This is a genomic window from Mesorhizobium silamurunense (assembly GCF_014843905.1).
Lineage (GTDB): Bacteria > Pseudomonadota > Alphaproteobacteria > Rhizobiales > Rhizobiaceae > Mesorhizobium > Mesorhizobium silamurunense.
Genome location: NZ_LPVS01000067.1, coordinates 56,198 through 75,622, shown reverse-complemented (window position 1 = coordinate 75,622; position 19,425 = coordinate 56,198). Strand labels below are relative to the sequence as shown.

At 61.8% G+C, this 19,425-nt stretch carries 14 protein-coding genes; 8 read left to right on the top strand and 6 right to left on the bottom strand.

Features of this window, described 5'->3' with window-relative positions; genetic code table 11:
- The 3 genes from AU465_RS18305 (at position 1) to AU465_RS18295 (ending at position 2,867) form a co-directional block, all read left to right on the top strand.
- A complete protein-coding gene (locus AU465_RS18305; protein WP_192250692.1) occupies positions 1-999 on the top strand; it encodes an ABC transporter permease in 999 nt (332 codons plus the stop codon).
- Entirely contained in the window at positions 996-2,177 is a 1,182-nt protein-coding gene (locus AU465_RS18300) for an ABC transporter permease (RefSeq protein ID WP_192250689.1), read from the top strand. Before AU465_RS18305 ends, AU465_RS18300 begins: the two co-directional genes overlap by 4 nt.
- Before the next feature lie 210 nt (positions 2,178-2,387).
- Positions 2,388-2,867 carry a class I SAM-dependent methyltransferase gene (locus AU465_RS18295; protein ID WP_192250686.1) on the top strand — a complete coding sequence of 160 codons (480 nt, stop codon included), beginning with the start codon at positions 2,388-2,390 and terminating at the stop codon, positions 2,865-2,867.
- 22 nt (positions 2,868-2,889) lie between these two features.
- On the opposite strand, the gene AU465_RS18290 is transcribed toward AU465_RS18295, so the two are convergent.
- Positions 2,890-4,305, bottom strand: a complete 1,416-nt coding sequence (locus AU465_RS18290; RefSeq protein ID WP_192250683.1) for an adenylate/guanylate cyclase domain-containing protein — start codon at positions 4,303-4,305, stop codon at positions 2,890-2,892.
- A gap of 203 nt (positions 4,306-4,508) precedes the next feature.
- On the opposite strand from AU465_RS18290, the gene AU465_RS18285 reads away from it, so the two are divergent.
- From AU465_RS18285 to AU465_RS18275, 3 genes are all read left to right on the top strand, one after another.
- Positions 4,509-5,333, top strand: a complete 825-nt coding sequence (locus AU465_RS18285; RefSeq protein ID WP_192250679.1) for a hypothetical protein — start codon at positions 4,509-4,511, stop codon at positions 5,331-5,333.
- Between the two features lie 74 nt (positions 5,334-5,407).
- A complete protein-coding gene (locus AU465_RS18280; RefSeq protein ID WP_192250676.1) occupies positions 5,408-5,932 on the top strand; it encodes a GNAT family N-acetyltransferase in 525 nt (174 codons plus the stop codon).
- Between the two features lie 50 nt (positions 5,933-5,982).
- Positions 5,983-7,368: a hypothetical protein gene (locus tag AU465_RS18275; RefSeq protein ID WP_192250673.1), complete on the top strand. Its 1,386-nt coding sequence runs from the start codon at positions 5,983-5,985 to the stop codon at positions 7,366-7,368.
- 95 nt (positions 7,369-7,463) lie between these two features.
- Here AU465_RS18275 and AU465_RS18270 read toward each other — a convergent pair whose 3' ends face one another.
- Positions 7,464-10,385: a trifunctional glycosyltransferase/class I SAM-dependent methyltransferase/polysaccharide deacetylase gene (locus tag AU465_RS18270; RefSeq protein ID WP_210325149.1), complete on the bottom strand. Its 2,922-nt coding sequence runs from the start codon at positions 10,383-10,385 to the stop codon at positions 7,464-7,466.
- 233 nt (positions 10,386-10,618) lie between these two features.
- Positions 10,619-12,391, bottom strand: a complete 1,773-nt coding sequence (locus AU465_RS18265; protein WP_192250667.1) for an adenylate/guanylate cyclase domain-containing protein — start codon at positions 12,389-12,391, stop codon at positions 10,619-10,621.
- Between the two features lie 240 nt (positions 12,392-12,631).
- Here AU465_RS18265 and AU465_RS18260 point away from each other — a divergent pair, with 240 nt between their 5' ends.
- Together AU465_RS18260 and AU465_RS18255 are read left to right on the top strand one after the other, a co-directional pair.
- Entirely contained in the window at positions 12,632-15,931 is a 3,300-nt protein-coding gene (locus AU465_RS18260; RefSeq protein WP_192250663.1) for an ATP-binding protein, read from the top strand.
- 18 nt (positions 15,932-15,949) lie between these two features.
- The gene (locus AU465_RS18255; protein WP_192250659.1) at positions 15,950-16,630 is read left to right on the top strand and encodes a redoxin domain-containing protein; all 681 of its coding nucleotides are present in this window, start codon (positions 15,950-15,952) and stop codon (positions 16,628-16,630) included.
- Positions 16,631-17,123: 493 nt separating this feature from the next.
- Here the strand turns inward: AU465_RS18255 and AU465_RS37485 are convergent, their stop codons facing one another.
- The 3 genes from AU465_RS37485 to AU465_RS18245 are packed head-to-tail and all read right to left on the bottom strand — an operon-like array spanning position 17,124 to position 19,395.
- A complete protein-coding gene (locus AU465_RS37485; RefSeq protein ID WP_312891282.1) occupies positions 17,124-17,327 on the bottom strand; it encodes a hypothetical protein in 204 nt (67 codons plus the stop codon).
- Positions 17,324-17,938 carry an alpha/beta hydrolase gene (locus tag AU465_RS18250; protein WP_312891281.1) on the bottom strand — a complete coding sequence of 205 codons (615 nt, stop codon included), beginning with the start codon at positions 17,936-17,938 and terminating at the stop codon, positions 17,324-17,326. Before AU465_RS18250 ends, AU465_RS37485 begins: the two co-directional genes overlap by 4 nt.
- Positions 17,939-17,946: 8 nt before the next feature.
- The gene (locus AU465_RS18245) at positions 17,947-19,395 is read right to left on the bottom strand and encodes an NAD-dependent succinate-semialdehyde dehydrogenase (protein ID WP_376774866.1); all 1,449 of its coding nucleotides are present in this window, start codon (positions 19,393-19,395) and stop codon (positions 17,947-17,949) included.
- Positions 19,396-19,425 lie beyond the last annotated feature (30 nt).

Below are 19,425 nucleotides of genomic sequence, written 5' to 3'. Positions count from 1 at the left end.
GTGCTTCGATATATTGTCTGGCGCATCGCCGTGATGGTTCCAACGCTGCTGATCATATCGGCGCTGGTGTTCACGATCATCGAACTTCCCCCAGGCGACTATTTCGACAGCTATGTTTCCGAGCTTCGGGCTCAGGGCGAAGCGGTGGATTCCGATCGCATCCAGATGATGCGGAAGGAGTATGGTTTCGACAAGCCGCCGGTCATTCGCTACTTCTACTGGGTCGGCGGAATGCTGCACGGCGATTTCGGCTATTCCTTCGAATATGAGCTGCCGGTTCGCGATGTCATCGGTGACCGAATGTGGCTGACCGTGCTGGTTTCCTTCGTCACGATCATCTTCACCTGGCTCATCGCCTTTCCGATCGGCATGTACTCCGCCACGCATCAATACAGCTGGGGCGACTACGGCCTGACGTTGTTCGGCCTTCTAGGCCTTGCCATTCCAAACTTCATGCTGGCACTGATCCTGATGTATTTCGCCAACATCTGGTTCGGCACGTCCATCGGCCATCTCATGGACCAGCAATATCTCGGCGAGCCGATGAGCTGGGCCAAGGCGAAGTCGATCCTCGCCCATCTCTGGATCCCGGTCTTGATCATCGGCACCGGGGGCACGGCAAGCATGATCCGGCGGCTACGCGCCAATCTGCTCGATGAGCTCCACAAGCAATATGTCGTGACCGCGCGCGCCAAAGGCCTTCATCCCTTCAAGGCGCTGGTCAAATATCCGCTGCGCATGGCGCTCAATTTCTTCATTTCAGACATCGGCTCTATCCTGCCGGCCATCATCTCCGGCGCCGAAATCACGGCGATCGTGCTGTCTTTGGAAACGACCGGGCCGATGCTGATCAAGGCGCTGCAAAGCCAGGACATGTATCTGGCGGGGTCATTCCTGATGTTCCTCGCCTTCCTGACGGTCATCGGCGTCCTGATTTCCGACCTCGCGCTGGCGCTGCTTGATCCGCGAATTCGTTTGCAGGGCGGCAGCACCAAATGAATACGCAATCGCCGCTGCCCGCTCCGGGTGCCCCGCTGCAACACTACGTTTCCATCGCGCCCTTTGACCTGCAGTCCGTCGAGGCGATGACGGCGGAGCAGTCGAAGGTCTTTCAGGCGTCGCAGTTGCGGCTGATGTGGTGGAAATTCCGACGGCACAGGCTTGCCGTGGTATCCGGCATATTCCTGGCAGCACTCTATTTCGGGATACTGATCTGCGAGTTCCTGGCGCCCTACAATCTGCACACGCGCAACATGGACTACATCTATTCGCCGCCGCAGCGGGTGCACCTGTTCCACAACGGCAAGCTCGTCGGGCCGTTTGTCTATGGCCGCCAGATGACGCTGGATATGGACACGCTCAAGCGGAACTACACCGATAAACAGGATGATGTTCAGCGGATCCGTTTCTTCTGCAAGGGCGACAGTTACCGGTTCTGGGGCCTGATCGAAGGCGACAGGCATCTTGTCTGCCCTGCCGAAAACGGCCAGCTCTTTCTGGCCGGCACCGACAGGCTGGGGCGCGATGTGCTCTCGCGCATCATCTATGGCGCACGCATTTCACTGACAATCGGCCTCGTCGGCATCGCTTTCAGCTTCCTGCTCGGCATAGTCATCGGGGGGCTGGCCGGCTATCACGGCGGTATCTTCGACCTGATCGTTCAACGGATAATCGAAGTTCTGCAATCGATCCCCAGCATTCCGCTGTGGCTGGCTCTGGCGGCGATCATGCCGATAACCTGGAGTCCGATCCTGATCTATTTCGGCATCACCGTCATCCTCGGGCTGCTCCACTGGACCGGGCTGGCGCGGGCCGTGCGTTCAAAGCTTCTAGCCTTGCGCGAGGAGGATTACGTTCTGGCCGCGCAATTGATGGGCGCCAGCAGCAGCCGCATTATCCGGCGGCACCTCATTCCCGGCTTCATGTCGCATCTGATCGCGACGGCGACGATCTCCATCCCCGGCATGATCCTGGGCGAGACGGCGCTGAGCTTCCTCGGGCTCGGCCTGAGGGCGCCGATAACCAGCTGGGGCATCCTGCTCACCGAGGCGCGCAGCGTTAGCGTGATCGCGTTCTATCCATGGCTGCTTTTGCCGATCCTCCCCGTCATTCTCGTCATCTTGGCGTTCAACTTCCTCGGCGACGGCTTGCGGGACGCCGCAGACCCCTACAAGTGACATCGCTATTCCGCTGCGCGCCGGGCCGCCGGCTCTGCCTGGTATGATCCTTGTCGGCAGCCTGTTCAGTTATTGCAGTGTTCATCGTTCGCCTCTATATGCGGCGAGGCTCGATCGGGGTTAATACATCGCCCTCGGGTTTCACCCGCGAATCGTTCCGGTCCCGGGCATTGCCGATCTCTTGAGCTGGTTCAGGACACACAAACGCATATGTCTCGCCTCGAGAGTTTCATCCGCAGGCTGACCGCACAGCGCGACATTCTCGATCAAGTCTGCGCGCAGGTGGCGAACATCGAGGGCCCCATCCTCGAGCTCGGCCTCGGCAATGGCCGGACGTTCCACCATCTGCGTGAGCGCCTGCCCGGACGCCGGATCGTGGCGTTCGATCGCGCACTAGCCGCACACTCCAGCTCAATTCCCGAAGCTGAAAACCTCGTGCTCGGCGAAATACGCGAGACGGCGAGCAGGTTCATTGGCATCGACGCCGCTCTTGTTCATGCCGACATCGGCACCGGCTATGAAGATCTCGATGCAGTGACCTCTACCTGGCTTCCCGATCTGACCGCGCGCCTGCTTCGCGTCGGCGGCATCGCGGTCAGCGGCACGCCGCTCGATCACCCGCAGTTGCAACGCCTGCCGCCGCCGCCTTCGGTGCCCGCCGATCGTTATTTTATCTGTAGGCGCGTGTGAGCGGCCAAGACGACCCAAGTCTTCAGGGGATCGTATATACTGCTATCTCTCGGTCAATGCCGCGCAGCGAGACCTCGTGGGGCACGGGCGTCAGCGCGTTCCTGTGCAACAGATCGGCGGTGAGATTGTCGTCGACCACCGCACGAGTGGCGAAGATCGCCTGTGCGTTGGCAAGGTTCTGGACCCGCGAAGCAATGTTGACCGTCTGGCCGAAATAGTCCTGTCGCTCGTTCATAGACACGGCGATGCAGGGGCCGGCATGGACTCCGATCTTGAGCAGCAGATCCTCGCGCCCGCTCTTGTCGTTGAGCGTACGCATGGCATCGCGCATCCTGAGGGCCGCAGCAATCGCACGATCGGGCGTCGCGAAGGTCGCCATCACCGCATCACCGATCGTCTTCACCACCGCGCCTGCCTCCGCCGCGACGATCTCGTGCAGAACCTGGAAATGCGCGCGCACGAGATCGAAGGCAGAAAGGTCGCCCACCCGCTCGTAAAGCGCGGTCGATCCGCGCAGGTCGGTGAACAGGAAGGTCAGGCTGGTAATCTTCAGGCGCTGGTTGATGTCGAGCGTATCCGTGCGATAGAGATCGCGAAACGTCTGGTTGGTGAGCAGGCGCTTGGCGGTGAGGAAGGGCCGGCGTTTGCCCAGGAAATCATGCAATGCCTGGCCGGCGATGAAGACCGTCGGCAGCACGCGGGTGTCGGTCCTGTTTTCCAGCGAAATGCGCAAGGGGCCGGGTTGCATCTCCAGCGTCTGGTTCTGGACATGGTCGCGGTCGAAGACCAAAGAGAGGCTTCGGCGCTCCTTTGTTGGTTCGCCCTTCACGTCGATGAACTGCGCTGAATGGGTGACCGGCTCGAAGACGATGACGAATTCGGACGGAAGCTGTATGGGCAGAACCGCCTTTTCACCGGGCGCAAGCTCGATATCCTCCAGCGAGAACGCTTCCATTTTTTTCGCGAAATCCTCATCCGGCACGTCGACGCCGGACGCCCAGTAGATCTGGCGGAAATATTCCACCAGCGGCAGTTCGTGTGGATTGTGAGCGGCAATCCTGCGCATGCGGGGACTGACGGTGAATGTCACCTCGACCATCTCGTCGAGGGTCGGCGAATAGCCCTGCGAGCACAGCGCGCAGGTGTATTCGTCCTTCTGCAGGGTTTTCAGCGTGGCGTTGGTGTCGAGCACGCCGCCACAGCCGGGGCACAGAACATTCCAGGAAATGTCGAAGATGCCCACCCGCGCCGCATGGAGAAAGGCGCTTATGGCGCGCTCCTCGTCGAGGCCATGCTTGCTGGCGAAGGCTAGCGCATTGATGCGGCAAAGTTCGTGGTCCTCGCCCTCCGCGATGGTTCGCTTGATCGCGTCGATTGCCAGTGGATCGACATCGGTCGATTGCCGCAGAAGCGAGAACAGATCCTGAGCTTCGTTCATCGTGCAGGCTCCGGAAAATGCGCTCCGAGGCGTGTTGACTGGACCGCGCTTTGGTCCGAGTACCCCATTTTACGTCGAAACTGACCCTACGGCCATTCGAATAGATAGGCATGGTGAGAGTTCAATTTCCATTCGGCAGATTTTCACCGGCCGCAAGCGGCACTATGATGGTAGATAGGCATTCATCTTTGGGACTTTCTCCCATGCCGACATCCAGCAATCCGCCATTTCCCGCGGCCCTGCGCCTTTTCTCTGTGGTGGTCATCATTGTCCTGATCGTAGGCGCCGGCCTGTTTTTCGCGCCTGTGCTGGTCAAGCCGCGCTGGCCCTGGGCCGTCACGCCGTTCAATGCCCGCTTCCTCGGCGGCTTCTACACCGCCGAAATGGTCGTGATGGCGGCGCTGCTGTTCTGGAATCGCTGGTCGCCCGGCAGGCTCGTGCTCGTCATGGCCTTCATCTTCACCGTCATCGTGTCGGCGGCTTCGTTCATCAATCTCGGCTATTTCAACTTCGAGCGCAAAGCGCCCTGGCTCTGGTTTCTGGTCTATCTTGGCTCGGTCGCGGTATCCGGGCTGTTCCTGTGGCGGGCCAGGGATCGTCCTTCCGCAAAAGGCGTGACCTTAAACCCCACATGGCGCGGCTACATGCCGGTGGAATCGGCGATCCTCGGGCTCTATGGCGTCGGCCTGTTGCTGTTTCCCCTGACATTCAGCAGCATCTGGCCATGGCCGGTCGATGCCTTCCACGCTCAGGTCTACAGCGCCATCTTCCTCGCCGGTGCGGGCGGTATATATCTCGTCTGGAGAAGCGCGCCGCGCGAGGAGCTGCTGGTGCTGGGCTTGGCGCAGTTTCTGGTTGGCCTGCTTGCCATCCTTGGCCTCGTCATCACCGACGCTGCGGTGCACCGGATCGACTGGATGGCGACCGGGACATTGTGCTGGCTCGCCCTTTTCGGCTGGATCGGCATCAGCGGTGTCTTCAAACTCTACGCCGCCTCCCGGTATTTTAGCTCGCAATCGGCATCATAGATTACGGAGACGACTGGATTTTCGGGTGATGTCCGGTGCATCGTGCCGGGCCGATTGCCTTCGCCGGGAACGCCATGACCAGCAAGACCTCGCCATCCTCCGAGAAAATCCAGCCGCTACTCCGATCCGTCCGGCCAAGCGATGCGGAGGCGCTTTGCGCCATCTTCAACATGCCGGGCTTCCGCTCGGGCACGTTGAGGATGCCCTTCGAGAGGGTGGAGCAGGTGGAGCGGCGCATCGCCAAGTCCGGCCAGGAAACCACCTGGATCGTCGCGGAGGTGGACGGCAAGATCGTCGGCCATGGCAGCTTGGTCGTGCAGGGTTCGCCGCGCCGTTCGCATGTCGGCGAGATCAATATCGGCCTTGACGATGCCTTCGTCGGCAAGGGCATCGGCTCCGCCATACTTGGCGCGCTGCTTGACGTGGCCGATAACTGGCGGGCCCTGAAGCGGGTCGAATTGACCGTCTATGCCGACAACGAACCGGCCGTCCGTCTCTACACCAGCCACGGCTTCGAGGTCGAAGGTCGGCATGTGAAGGCCGGCTTTACCGACGGGCAGTACCACGACCTCCTGAGCATGGCCCGGCTGCGGTTCTAAGATCCGCTGTTCCCCTTGGCGTTTGCACCACATGCGGCTAGACGGGACCAATGACCGCCGTCGTTGATCCGACCCCTAAGCCTCCGGTGGAAATTCTGGCTGTGCTGTCGCTGCTCTGCCCGGAAGTCGTGCGTGACATCGAGCTGAACTGGAATGCACCGGTTTCCGACTACGCCCGCCATCTGTGGCGGCCGGTGGCAAGGCCTGCATCGGGCCCGGCGATCGCCGCCCGCTCGATCCTGCGCGAAGTCCTGCATCAGCGCCTCGGTGTGATTATGCAGCCTGAGGAGATCGGCAAGGCCCTCGAAGAGTTCGAGCACAGACCGGTAATTCAGTCCGGCCTGCACTGCCTGCTTCTGATGGACCGGATCACCTTCGATGCCCTGCTGCTTGCCTGGCTCGGCGCGGTCGAAAACGGGCTGTCGGCCTTCGTCAGCTTCATGGGAACGACGATGACCATGGAGACAATTGGCCGGGAAGGTCCGGGCTGGCTCGATGTCGGCGACGACAAGGTCAACCTGTTTGGCATGGGGCGCCACAAACTGTGCCGCAAAAGCGCCTGCGCGGCCGGTCCCGTCTCCCTCAACAAGCGAGCGCTCGAAGCGGTGGGCGATGAAACGGATGCCAACCGCTGGCTGGGCACACTGCTTGCCAGTCAGGACAAGGTGTTTGGAACCGCCGCCGATGCGCTGACAGCCCTCAACGAGGATCTGGTCGCCAATTGGGATCGTTCCGGCATGGCCTTGCCGGTTTTCATCGATGATCGGCTCGGCGCGGCTGCCATGGCGCGGCATCTAGAGTACGACGGCAGCCTTCTTTCCAAGCTGCTCATCGAGCCCACAAGACGCCAGCGTCTCGAACATGCCTTGCAAGAGGCCGCATCGGGCCCATTTGGCAGATTCCTGCCCGACGCCACGGACTATTTCTGGGGCATCCGAGAGGAGCGCGTGCGCAAGCTCGTCCTCAAGAACGGGCACCTGATCGAGCCTGACAGGCCGCACGGTCTTTCAATCCCTTTCGAGCGGCCGCATCTCAAGCAGGCGCTGCTCAACGGCGTGCTGCTGCCGAACTTGTTCCTGATGTTCCTTGTGCTTGCTATATTGCCGCGGGTGCGGGTTGTGGGTGGCCTGAGACAGATTGGTTATGTAGCGCTTTTCCACTCGATCCTGCTGGCAGTGCTAGACGAAAACGCGCCGGAAGAGCGCGACCTGGCTGCGGAGCTGCAAGTTCGGGAAAATGCCTGGGGCACGCGGGTCATCGATGAAAAGATCTCGGTCCGGGAGCAGCTTGCCGGCCTGCCGGAAGGGGCGCTCTTCCCGGACCTGCTACGGCAATACCGATTGCGGACATTTGCCGAGACGACCGACGACCTGAAATTGGTTCGCGAAAACGCCCGATGGCGCAAGATCGGCCAGGCAGAGATCAAGGCGACCTGAGCCTCACTTCAGGCCTTTTTTCAGGTTGATTTTCTGATGCGCAACCGCAAGCGACGGCGACTATCGGTTAGCCTCTGGCGCCTGATCCGGCCGCTTCATTCGAGCACCGCCTCGACAATGGCAACAAAGTCATCGAGCGAGCGATCCCCACGAATCTCGATGCGCGGAAGGTCGATGGGATCGCAATCGAGGCCCGCCGGCCCGTGTCTACCGCCGAAGCCGATCCGATAGCCGCACTCCCTGGCCAGCCGGCCAAGCCGTCGGTCGGTGACGGAGTAGGGTGCCGCGAACGCCGTGGTTGGCCGACCGGTCCACCGTTCGATGAACATACGAGAGCGCAGGAGTTCGGCGGCCAAGTCGGAGCTCGACAGACCATCGATCGCGCGATGCGTCGCCAGATGGCTTCCGAAGAACGCACCTTCGCCGGTGAGGCGTCGCACCGTCCCGGCGTCCATAAGCGGCGTTGGCGGACCGCTGACGGCGTCCCACTGTGCACTTTCACCCACCAGGTCCGTCACCAGGAAAACTTCCGCGGTCAGGTCGTTCGCGCGCAAGGTCGGCCAGGCATGGTCGGCAAAGTTCTGGAAGCCGTCATCGAACGTGATGAGCACTGGGCGGCCAACGAAAGGCTGACGGCTGGCGATGAACCATTCCAGCTGCTCCGACATAATCGCGTGAAAGCCATTGGCGCGCAGCCATGCCATCTGGCTGCCGAATGCGGCGGGCGTGCACCGATAACGGGCGAGCGCGGCCGGACCATCATCGGCGACGCTGTGATACATGAGGACAGGGATACGCTGCCGCCGCTCGCTACGTGCGACGTCGCGGCGCAAGGCCCGCGCTCCGCCCCAGACGATATTTCGCGCGACCCCTATTCCGATGGGCGCGCGGATTGGCACTTGATCAATCATCGGTTCCGTCGCCACGTCGTCTGGTGACAGGCGGCGAAAGCGGTCTATGCGATAGAGCTCGGTCTGGATCGATTGCTCGAGGACGAGGCCTTCGGTCGCTGCCAGCGTCTCTGAGATCGCTTGTGCACCGAATGTGTTCCAGTCGAAGCCGGTCCTTTCAACATTGTCACCTAGCACGAATGCGTGCGCGCTGATGAAACTGCCGCCAGGCGCCAACGCCTCAACGAATTTTTTGGCGATGCGCCGCAACTCGGCGAGATCATCCAGGTAGTAGAGCACTTCCGAACAGACGATCAGATCCATCTCACCCGGCAGCGTGTCGGCAGAGAAATCCAGTACGCCGAACTCAACATTCGGCTGATCGCTGCATCGCGCGCGCGCCCGCCCGATGGCTATGGGGGAGATGTCAGTTGCGGTCAAATGGCCCACGCGCGCCGCCAGCTGTCGCGTGAATTGGCCCTCCGCGCAGGCCAGCTCAAGCGCCCGTACGATGGGACCGGCAGGCAGAATTTCGAGCTGCCGCTGATATTTTTCCTGCTCATAGGGCGAACCGTAGTTCCAGGGGTCCTCGGTCGCGAAACGGCGATTCCAGAACGACGTGCGATCATTGTCGTGGTCATCCGCGGCCGGTGCACGGCGCGGCGCTGCAAGAGGCTCTGTATCTGTAGCTTCGGCGCTCGACCGAACCAGCTCCTGCGCTTCCGCGGCCAAGCGCGCGAGTTTGCCGAAGTGGCTGTCCCGATCAGACCGGCGTCCCGCTGTGGACAACAATGCCTCGGCTGCAAACATGTTCGACGTGTCGGCACCGGCGCCCTTTTGCGGTGCAAGCCGCTCGGGGGGCACGAGATTCAGGATCAATTCAATCCAATGACGCCTTGTCACAGTCCCGAGCGCGCCGAACTGCACGCGAGCCTCGATCCGGCCATCGATCATCAGATAGGCATAAATTTGATCAATGCCTTCCGGAAGTTCGATCGGGGTCGGATTTCGAGCGTCGACGCGAATTCCGAGTGTCCGCCCCAGTCTGCGTGGCGTGGCAAGGTCATCGAAGTCGAGAAGCATTTGCTCAAGGTGATACTGGACGCGGCGACCCGCTACGGGATCGCCCCAGACCTTGCCGAGTTCGATGATTAACTCGGTGAGGGAGCCGCCGAACCTGTCCCACCTGGCAGCCAATTGCGCTGGCACCGATAGGCTTCCTACCATAAGGCCATCGAAGACCACCTTGGCGATCTCATGCGCCCACTTACGTCCTGCCGGGAGCGCGCGCAGGGACTGCGGGTTGATCGAGCGCGAGCCGCGGCCGCAATCCGACGCGGTGTTCCACAGCGCAAACCACGCGAGTGCCTCGGAAGCGGGGCGGCCGTTCGCTTCGATCGCTCCATTGGCGTGGGCCGATGCCGGATATTTGACCCTGGGATCAGGCGAAAAGCCGCGGGCGATCACGATTTCCGCATCTGCCAGCATCTGCGTCGAATTGCGGGAGAGCGAGTTGGGGCTGACCCGATAGAAAGCGAGCGGCTCGTCGACCATCACCCAACGTTTGCCTAGACGCGCGAGGCGCTGCCACAGATCCCAGTCCTCGCAGGTGCGCAGCGACACATCGAAACCGCCCAACTCGACAATTGTCTCCCGGTCGACCAGCAGCGCGTGGGTGTGAATGGCACATCGGCGGGCGAATGTTTCGAAGGGCTGGATCGCAACCTCCGTTGAGATGCTCGACGGGGTGAGTTCGCCATCGGGCATCACGCGCCGAGAACCGCAATAGGCGGCCACAGCATCGGGAGCGGTTTTCAGCGCGGCCAGCATTTTCGCAAGGAAGCTGGCATCCACCCAATCGTCCGCATCCAGAAACATCAGCCAGCGGCCGCGCGCTGTCGAAATCCCGCTGTTGCGCGCGCCGGCGGCGCTATACGCGCAAGACCTCAACGTCCGAAATCGGGCATCCTGCTGCACATAACCGGCGATGATCGCGGGAGTGCGGTCCGTGGAGGCGTCGTCGATGATGATTGCCTCCCAATCCACTATTTCCTGATCGAGAAGGCAATCGAGTGCGCGCGCCAGGGTTACCTCCGCGTTGTGCGCAGGAACGACGATTGAAACCAAGGGATTATGCGCCACGCCGTCCTACCCGCGCCTGGTTCGAAGGGAGAACAAGAGTCCCGAAACATAGCCGGCGATTTCCTGGATCATCGAGCTTTCGTTTTCTTCGGCAAGAGTCGGCGAATGTCAAAAACGATGACGGCATCGGATGGCAGCACTGCTCTGTCAAGATCGAGGCGGATTAGAAGCGGGCAAAAAGGATCGGCTGCAGTTCAAGGCCTGACTTGACTCACCTGTCATTGCACAACGCCGGCCTTGCGGAGCCCGTCCACCACGCGTTCGAAATCGGCAGGGTTCTTGTAGGGCAAGACTTTGCGACGGTATTCCAGCGAATAGTCGGGATTGACGCGAAGCACCTCCTGCCATGCCGCGCGGGCCTCGGCGAAACGGCCCAAATGGCCGTAGCTGGCGGCCAGAAGCGCGCGTGAGACGTCGGTGACAGCGTTGCGAGCCAGCCGTTGCATCAAGAGGTCAACGGCCTCTTCGTACCTTCCTAGTTGAAACGAGGCTAAAGCCTGGAAGTGCAGAAGCACATCCGGAAAGTATGGATTCAAGGTCTTCCCCCGGGCGAAGCTCTCGAGGGCCTCCTCGGATCTGCCCGAATAGTACAGCGCCTCGCCGAGGATGACGTGCCCTTCGGCGAAGTTCGGATTGAGGACTATCGCGCGCTCGGCCTCGTTGATGGCCCCATCGTGCCGTCGTGTGTACAGCTTGACTATACCCAGCGCCCAGTGCGCCCAGGGATCGCTGCCATCCAGCGTTACCGCTCGCGTTGCGGCCTCTTCTGCTTGCGCCATCGATTCCGACGGCGATGCACTCCACCTGTTCAGGTAATCGAGCCCGTGCGTGAGGGCGAGGAAAGCGTGGGCAGAGGCAAACTTCGGGTCCAGTTCGATGGCACGTTGCAAGAGGTCGCGGGCTGCGACGTTCGTCTCCTTCGTCAGCCGGTGCCACAGCTCCCGGCCCCGCAAGAAACAGTCATACGCCTCCGTGTTGCGCGGGCGCTCGGGCGCCAGCCGCTGACGGTCATCCTCAGTCAGATTGAGCGCCAGCGCACCGACGATCTGCTGCGTCACGTCGTCCTGCACGGCGAATATGTCGGTCAGGTCGCGATCGAACCGCTCCGCCCAAAGATGGCCGCCCGAGGTTGCATCGATGAGCTGCGCGGTGATGCGCACCTTGTTCCCCGACTTGCGTACGCTGCCCTCAAGTACATGCCGCACGCCGAGCTTCGTGCCCACCTCCTGCACATGGACGTTCTGGCCCTTGAAGGTGAACGACGAATTGCGTGCGATGACGAAGAGTTGCGACAGTTTGGACAGCGCCGTGATGATGTCTTCAGAGATGCCGTCGGCGAAGTAGTCCTGTTCGGCGTCACCGCTCATGTTGGCGAACGGCAGGACGGCGATCGACAGCTTCGGCGGCGCTGCCATCGCCGGCCGGCTCGTCGCGGTTTCCGAGGTCGCGGCCGCCTTGGTCCCGGCGCCGCCGACTTGCAGCGAATAGACCCGGATCGGCTCGGCGATGTTCTTGAGCTGCGTGCTGCCGAGATCGCTGACCGAGAGGTCGAGCCTCGCCTTGACCTGGCGATAGGCATCCTCGGAAAGGCAGATGGCGCCGGGCGCCGCGACGCCCTCCAAACGCGAGGCGATGTTGACGCCGTCGCCCATCAGGTCGCCGTCGCTTTCTTCGACCACATCCCCCAGATGGATGCCGATCCTGAACTCGATGCGGCGGTCCTGCGGCACGCCGGCATTGCGCTCAACCATGCCATTCTGAACCTCAACGGCGCAGCGCACCGCATCCACCACACTGCGGAACTCAACCAACACCCCATCCCCGGTGCGCTTGATCACCCGCCCGTGGTGCACTTCGATGGTCGGATCGATCAGGTCGCTGCGCAGTGCCCTCAACCTCGCCAAAGTACGATCTTCGTCCGCGCTCGCGAGCCGGCTGTATCCGACCACATCTGCAGCCAGGATTGCGGCTAGCTTACGATTCTCGCTCAAGGGTCCGTCTCCTCATCTCCACGATAGCAGGAAGACGGAGGCAAGAGGGAACTTTCGCAAACGACGGCCACGCAGCCGCCCGAATCGGCAGCGCTCTGCCACAGGACCCACCCGATCGCTCGATGCCCATTTGCGCAGCCGCTTGCTGGTCGACGGCTATAGGTCCATTCTTGTGAATACCCTGGCCGTGAAGCGCGTGGCGAGATCACGCCGTCACGGCCCCTAGTGAGGTCTTGTTCTATGGACTGCTCGGGCTGCGGTTTCGAGGTTGAGGGCGGTTACGCCTTCTGTCCGAGGTGTGGCCGGCGCCAGCCCATGCCATGCGCCAATTGCGGCTACCCCTGCGCACCTGAATTCGAGTTCTGTCCGAAATGTGGGGCAAGCGTCGGTGCGCCTGAAAAAGCCGTCGAACGACCTGCTCCGACACCAAGCCGGACCATGGTGCCGCCATCCCGGACTCCGTCGCTGCTTGCGAACATCGAAAGCGAAGAGAGGCTGCATCCCGTCTCTGACGCCGATCGCAGGACGGTAACGGTCCTGTTTGCCGACCTTTGTGGCTTCACGACACTCAGCGAGCAGCTCGACCCCGAGGTCATGCAAGCGCTGCAGAACGAACTGTTCAAGGAATTGACGGCGGCCGTGCGAAACTTTGGGGGTTTCGTCGACAAATTCATCGGCGATGCACTGCTCGCATTATTCGGTGCGCCGGTCGCGCATGAGGACGATCCGGAACGTGCGCTTCGCGCCGCTCTCGACATGATCGCCCGGACGGCGCGGCTCGGCGAAAGCGCCCCCCAATCCGTTTCGCCTCTGTTACTCCACATCGGCATAAACACTGGTCCGGTCGTTACTGGGGGATTGGGCATTGGCACCGCCAAATCCTATTCGGTGACCGGCGACACAGTGAACACGGCGCAACGCCTGCAATCGCTGGCCGCACCGGGTGAGGTGCTGGTCGGCGAGCTCACTCACAGGCTGACCCGGCATGCCTTCTCTTATGAGTCGCTGGGTGATGTCGTGCTTCGCGGCAAGGCTGGCAGCGTGCTCGTCCATCGACTGGATGGACCGCTTGCGGCGCCGCGTGCAGCGCGTGGGCTCGAGGCGCTCGGCCTCAGTGCGCCGATAATAGGTCGTGGTGCGGAGCTCAATAGAATGCTGGCGAGCCTTGATCAGGCGTGCGGCGGCTCGGCCCAACTTGTCCGCCTCGTCGGAGAAGCCGGTATCGGGAAATCGCGGCTGGTGAAGGAGTTCGTCGCCCGCGTCGGCGACGAGGATCGTTTTCGCAACGTCGTCGTGCGGCAGGCCACGTGCTCACCGCTGGGCGAACAATCATTTGGCGCCTTGGGCGCAGTGGTGCGCAGCGCTGCCGGGATGATGCAAAACGACAGTGGGGACGAAATGCGGGGGAAGCTCGCGGCCTTGCTTAACGATCTCGGCCTGCAGGGCGAGGAGGCGAAGCGGCTGATGCCTTTGCTCTACCATGTGCTTGGCCTTGGCGACCCCGATGCCACCTTGCAGCATGTCGAGCCCGAGCAGCTGCGGCGGCAAATTCTCTACGCAGTCCGCACGATCATCGAACGGCGGCTTGCGTTGTCGCCGCTGTTGATTGTCGTCGAAGACCTGCACTGGGCCGACGCCGTGTCGCTCGAGGCACTGCGTTTCGTGATGGATAGGTTGGAACGCACGCGGTTGATGTTGCTGGTCACGCATCGTCCGGCGCCGCACAACGACCAGCTCGATTCAAGTCGGGTCAGTCATACAGCGCTCAGGCTTTCGCCGCTCAACAGTGATGCCGGACGCAGCCTGCTGGCGGCGCTTTTCGGCGAGAGCTGGGTAAACTCCGCAGGAGTGCTTCCCGACCAGATCCTCGAGCGCGCAGGCGGCAACCCCCTTTTTGTAGAAGAGATCGTTCGCGGCCTTATCGATCGCGGTATACTGGTGCGCGAGGGCCAGCGATGGCGGACTGTGGCAGGCGAAGTCGCAACCGGCATTCCCGCCACTATCCAGGCAATGTTGCTTGCCCGCGTCGACCGGCTGCCCCAAGAGGTGCGCCGGTTGGCCCAGGAGGCTGCGGTAATCGGTCCGCGCTTCGATGCCACACTTCTGAAAGCCGTGACAGCCGATCCCGGCCGCCTGGAGGCCGGCTGCGAACTGCTTTGCGATGCGGAAATCATCGAGGAAGTTGCCGGATCAGGCTCGGTCTCGTCGCAAAGCTACCGCTTTACGCAAACGTTGCTGCAGGACGTGATCTACCAGAATCTGCTCCTGCAGCGCCGGACCGACATCCACGGGCGGGTCGGTGCTGCCTTGGAGCAACTGTACGGCGACAAGCCGGAACGGCTCGAGGATTTGACCGTGCTCGGTCATCATTTCGCACAGAGCGCTGAGCGGGAGAGGGGCGCGCATTACCTGCAGGCGGCGGGCGATCGCGCTCGCATGATATATGCCAACGACGACGCCCTTCGTTTCTACGAACGAGCAATGACTGCGTTGGGCGCGGTCGGGCAAACACCGCTCAAACTGGCAATTGCAGAGCGCATTGCCGATTTGAGCGGCCCGCTGGGCCGCCGCGAGATCGCGCACCAGCACTACGAGATGGTATTGCAGGCATACCGCGAGTCGGCCGATCGCGTCGCTTCGGCGCGAGTTTTGCGTAAGATCGGTCGGCTGTTCTGGGACGTCGGCAAGCGGGACAACGCGGAATCCCGTTATGCCGAAGCGGCAGCGCTTCTCGATGGCGCGGATGCCCCGGTCGAGCAGGCGCATCTCTGGCAAGAACGTGGCCGACAGGCGTTCCGTAGCGGAGATCACGCTCTCGCGGCAAAATGGGCAGACGCGGCGCTGGATTGCGTACGCGCTCTGACAACAGAGCATGTCTCCGAGGTGGGGCGTGATGCCACTCTTGTGACCGCCGAGGCACTCAATACCAAGGCTGTTGCGCTGGCTCGCCTTGGGCGAAACCATGAAGCCGTGCGTCAGATTGAGCGTAGCATTGAATTGGCCGAAGCAGCCGGTCTGCTGGGCACGGCCTGCCGCGGCTACACCAATCTCGGCGTGCTTTACACGACAATCGATCCGGCAAAGGCGATGGAGGTCTGTCGGCGCGGTCTTGAAGTGGCGCGCCATATTGGTGATTTGGGTTTCCAGGCGCGCCTGCTTGCCAATCTGGCGGTCGCTTGCTGTACTTTCACGGATCGCTGTCCAACGGAGGGCGTGCCTGCTGCCGAGAAGGCCATCGAGATCGACCGCGCGCTCGACCAGCGCGAGCACCTGCCGGTGCCGTTGATCGTGCTTGGGCAGATCCACCAGTGCAACGGCCGTCCGGAACTGGCGGTTGGCTTGTTCAACGAAGCACTGGACGTAGCCCGCGAAACGGGCGAACCCCAACTGCTGTTTCCGTGCTATGATGGTCTTGCAACGCTTAGTCTCGACCTCGACAATCTGGCCGAGGCCGAACGCTACTTTTCCCTGGCGCAGGGTATATGCGCCCAGCACGGGCTCGACCCGGAAGCGCTTGTGGTGCTGCCTTTTCTCGACTAGCCGGGGTGGGAGGTGGAAATGTCCGCGCGTATTGACTTGGTACCGCTTCAACCGGGCGATCGTGCTCCAAACGTGGTACTCGACGCCATTACCCAGGAAGGCAAGATCGCGCTTGACGACTTTCGCGGACAAAAGCCGGTGCTGGTCGGCTTGTTTCGAGGTCTGCATTGTGCGTTTTGCCGGCGCCATATCGCCGCCCAGGCGCGGCTTGATCCGGAGCTGCGCGAAAAGGGCGTGGGGAGCCTGACGGTCGTCAACACGCCGATCGAGCGGGCGCGTCTCTATTTCCGCTACCACCCGATGCCTAATCTGCTCGCGGCCTCCGACCCTGAACGCGCTTCACATCGTGCTTTTGGACTGCCCAATCTCGAATTCACCGAAAACGAGACGAACTGGCCGTACAAGGTCTCGATGGCAGTGGCAAAGGATATGCGGGTCGACGTACCAGGCGAGTTGCCCGGTCCAATGGATCCTTTTGCGGCCAGCGAATTCCTCGACAAGAGGGACCATTACGAAGTGACCGAAGCCGACGAGCAGATGATGGCAACGGGACACGGACAACTGATCGGTCAGTTCCTACTGGACCGGCAGGGGATCGTCCGTTGGAGCTTCACGGAGGTTCCAGAGGGTGGGCGATACATGTTTGCGGCGCCAAGCCCGCAGGAGCTGATGTCAGCTGTGTCCCAGGTCGCCCAATAGACTTGCGAACGAGGTAAACACGACACTGAACAAAAAGCGGCAATGCTCTCTGTCGCCTTTGGACTAGCGATGTCCTCCGTGGACGGCTCCTGTATCGTGGGGTCGCTGCGACAGCACCCCTTCCAACCGTCGGAATGCCGTCAACGGCAGCGGGAGCCGTTCCACCCCATCTTGTTTTGGTGAATGGACCAGACCGTAGAAATGACTGCAATGATCCAGCTCTTCCGTGGTCGCCTTGACCTTCCTGGCCGACACGCCCTGCACATACATCTCCGCAAGCGTCACGAATCGACCTGCGAGTGGTCGAAACCGAAGCGTGTGATGCGTGTTGGGAAGCAAGCAACCCGAGCAGGGCGCTCTACCGATCTGAGTCTGCGCTATCGACTTCCGCCCGTGGCAATTGGAGGGCAGCTTTGCGCCTCATGTCGTCCGTAGAGGCAGGCTCTGCCGCTTCCCGAAAGCGGATCTGCCGACCTCCGGCCATGTGGGCCTTTCACATGGCCAGCACACGAGCCAACAATGCCGCCGCCTGCGTGCCGGCCAAGCCAAGGTCACGGACGCTGCTCATATGATTGGCCGCTGCAAGGCTCGTGCGCGAGACGACCAGCCCTTGCTTTTCGAGACTTTCTGCGAAAGTCGCGGCTTGACCGTGGAAGGGCGGCGTTTCGTCCGCCCCAACAGAAATCTTGACGCTCACGGATGATCGAAGCGATGATCGATCGGCGAGAACCGCTGGACCTCTTCATCGGTGATCGCGATCTCGGCGGCAAGAAAAGACGCTTGCAACGGCTTCAAATCGTAAATGCCCCCGAGCAGGAGAGCACCTTTGATGCCTGAAGGCCTGCTGTCGTCATCGAAAAGCATCGTCGCGAGATGCGCGCCGGCGGAATGGCCGCTAACGGTTAGCTGGCCGGGATCACCGTCGTGGTTTGCGATGTGGTCATGCACCCATTGCCTGGCGCGGCGTACCTGGTCGACAATCCTAGCCATCCTCACCGCGGGCATCAGCGCATAGTCTACGATGACCGCGATCGCTCCCGCATTCGTGACTGTCTCGGCGACATGGGAATAGTCGCGCTTGGAGAACATGCGCCAGTAGCCGCCGTGAATGAACATGTGCACCGGCAGGCGATCTCGTTTGCCTTCAGGGAAGAACAGGTCGAGGGTTTCGGTGCTGTCCGGCCCATAGGCGACATCGGCGACCATCGGAACTCTCGCCCTGGTCTCTGCGCTGCGGCGGACGATCTCGGCTACGATGTCGTCGAACTCGGCGACGTGATCACGAATGCGGAACGGATCTTTCGGCATCTGTCTGCTCAGATCGTCACGGCGATGTACTTCGCCTCCATAAACTCGGCTATGCCGTGCTTCTGGCCGCCTTCTCGCCCCAGCCCGCTCTGCTTGACGCCGCCGAAGGGCGCCGCCGGATCCGACATCAGGCCACGATTGAGCGCAATCATGCCGGACTCGATCTTCGATGCCACACGCATGCCTTTCGCCAGGTCGCGCGTGTAGATGTAGGCGGCCAGGCCGTATTCGGTATCGTTCGCCCTCGCGATTGCTTCCGCCTCGTGTTCGAAGCGGCTGATCGGAGCCACGGGGCCGAATATCTCCTCATGCGCCATTGCCGCGTCAGCCGGTACGTCGCGAAGCACAGTTGGCGGATAGAAGTAGCCTCTGCCTTCAGAGGCAGCTCCGCCGCACAGAACTTTCGCGCCGCGGGCAACCGCGTCCTGGACGAGCCGATCGATCTTGTCGACAGCCTTCCTGGTGATCATCGGCCCGCATTCGGTTTCTGAGTCTGTGCCCGGGCCGATATTGAGCGCTGCCATGCGTTTGCGCAGCCCTTCCGCGAAAGCGTCATGGATGCCCGCCTGCACGTAGAGCCGATTAGCGGCCGTGCAGGCCTCGCCGGCATTGCGCATCTTCGCGACCATCGCGCCATCGAGGGCTGCCTCCAGATCGGCATCATCGAACACAATGAACGGCGCATTGCCGCCAAGCTCCATCGAGCAGGAGATGACGTGTTTTGCCGCTTCGGCAAGAAGCACGCGGCCAACGCCGGTCGAGCCGGTGAACGAAAGCTTCCGCACCCGCGCATCAGCAAGCATGGCCGCCGCCACCGGGCCTGGATTGGAGGTGGTGATAACGTTGACGACACCAGGCGGCACGCCGGCTTCTTCGTAGAGAGCGGCAAGTGCGTAGGCTGTCAGCGGCGTCTCGCTGGCGGGCTTCAGGATCACGGTGCAGCCGGCTGCAAGCGCCGGCGCGATCTTGCGTGTCGCCATCGCTGCCGGGAAATTCCACGGCGTGATCAGAATGCAAATGCCGATGGGCAGGTAGTCGACCACGATCCGGTTTGCGCCGGACGGCGCAAGGCCGAACTCGCCGCTGATACGAACCGCTTCCTCGGCGTTCCACCGGAAGAACTCGGCCGCATAGGCGACTTCGCCGCGCGCGTCGCGCAGCGCCTTGCCATTCTCCAGGGAGACCAGCGCGGCCAGAGTCTCCGCCCGTTCGGTCATAAGCTCGAAGCAGCGCCTCAGGATCTCTGATCGCCTGCGCGGCGGGGTATCGCGCCAGCCTGTTGCCGCCTTCTCGGCCGCATCGACGGCGGCAGCAGCGTCGGCGAGCGTGGCATCGGGAACCGCCGCGATCACGGCCTCGGTCGAAGGATCGACCACCTCGATGACGCGGCCGTCGGACGAGGGTCGCCATTTCCCGTCAATATAGAGCCCGTGCGAAAACGGAATGTAGTCAGACATGTCAGAATCCTGGTCGAATAGCTCTGGGGA

What these genes read in the sequence shown, in the direction of transcription:
- AU465_RS18255 (WP_192250659.1), top strand. Translation starts at nt 15,950, where the DNA reads ATGTCCGCGCGTATTGACTTGGTACCGCTTCAACCGGGCGATCGTGCT.
- AU465_RS18295 (WP_192250686.1), top strand. Translation starts at nt 2,388, where the DNA reads ATGTCTCGCCTCGAGAGTTTCATCCGCAGGCTGACCGCACAGCGCGAC.
- AU465_RS18275 (WP_192250673.1), top strand. Translation starts at nt 5,983, where the DNA reads ATGACCGCCGTCGTTGATCCGACCCCTAAGCCTCCGGTGGAAATTCTG.
- AU465_RS18290 (WP_192250683.1), bottom strand. Translation starts at nt 4,305, where the DNA reads ATGAACGAAGCTCAGGATCTGTTCTCGCTTCTGCGGCAATCGACCGAT.
- AU465_RS18300 (WP_192250689.1), top strand. Translation starts at nt 996, where the DNA reads ATGAATACGCAATCGCCGCTGCCCGCTCCGGGTGCCCCGCTGCAACAC.
- AU465_RS18285 (WP_192250679.1), top strand. Translation starts at nt 4,509, where the DNA reads ATGCCGACATCCAGCAATCCGCCATTTCCCGCGGCCCTGCGCCTTTTC.
- AU465_RS18280 (WP_192250676.1), top strand. Translation starts at nt 5,408, where the DNA reads ATGACCAGCAAGACCTCGCCATCCTCCGAGAAAATCCAGCCGCTACTC.
- AU465_RS18250 (WP_312891281.1), bottom strand. Translation starts at nt 17,938, where the DNA reads ATGCCGAAAGATCCGTTCCGCATTCGTGATCACGTCGCCGAGTTCGAC.
- AU465_RS18260 (WP_192250663.1), top strand. Translation starts at nt 12,632, where the DNA reads ATGGACTGCTCGGGCTGCGGTTTCGAGGTTGAGGGCGGTTACGCCTTC.
- AU465_RS18245 (WP_376774866.1), bottom strand. Translation starts at nt 19,395, where the DNA reads ATGTCTGACTACATTCCGTTTTCGCACGGGCTCTATATTGACGGGAAA.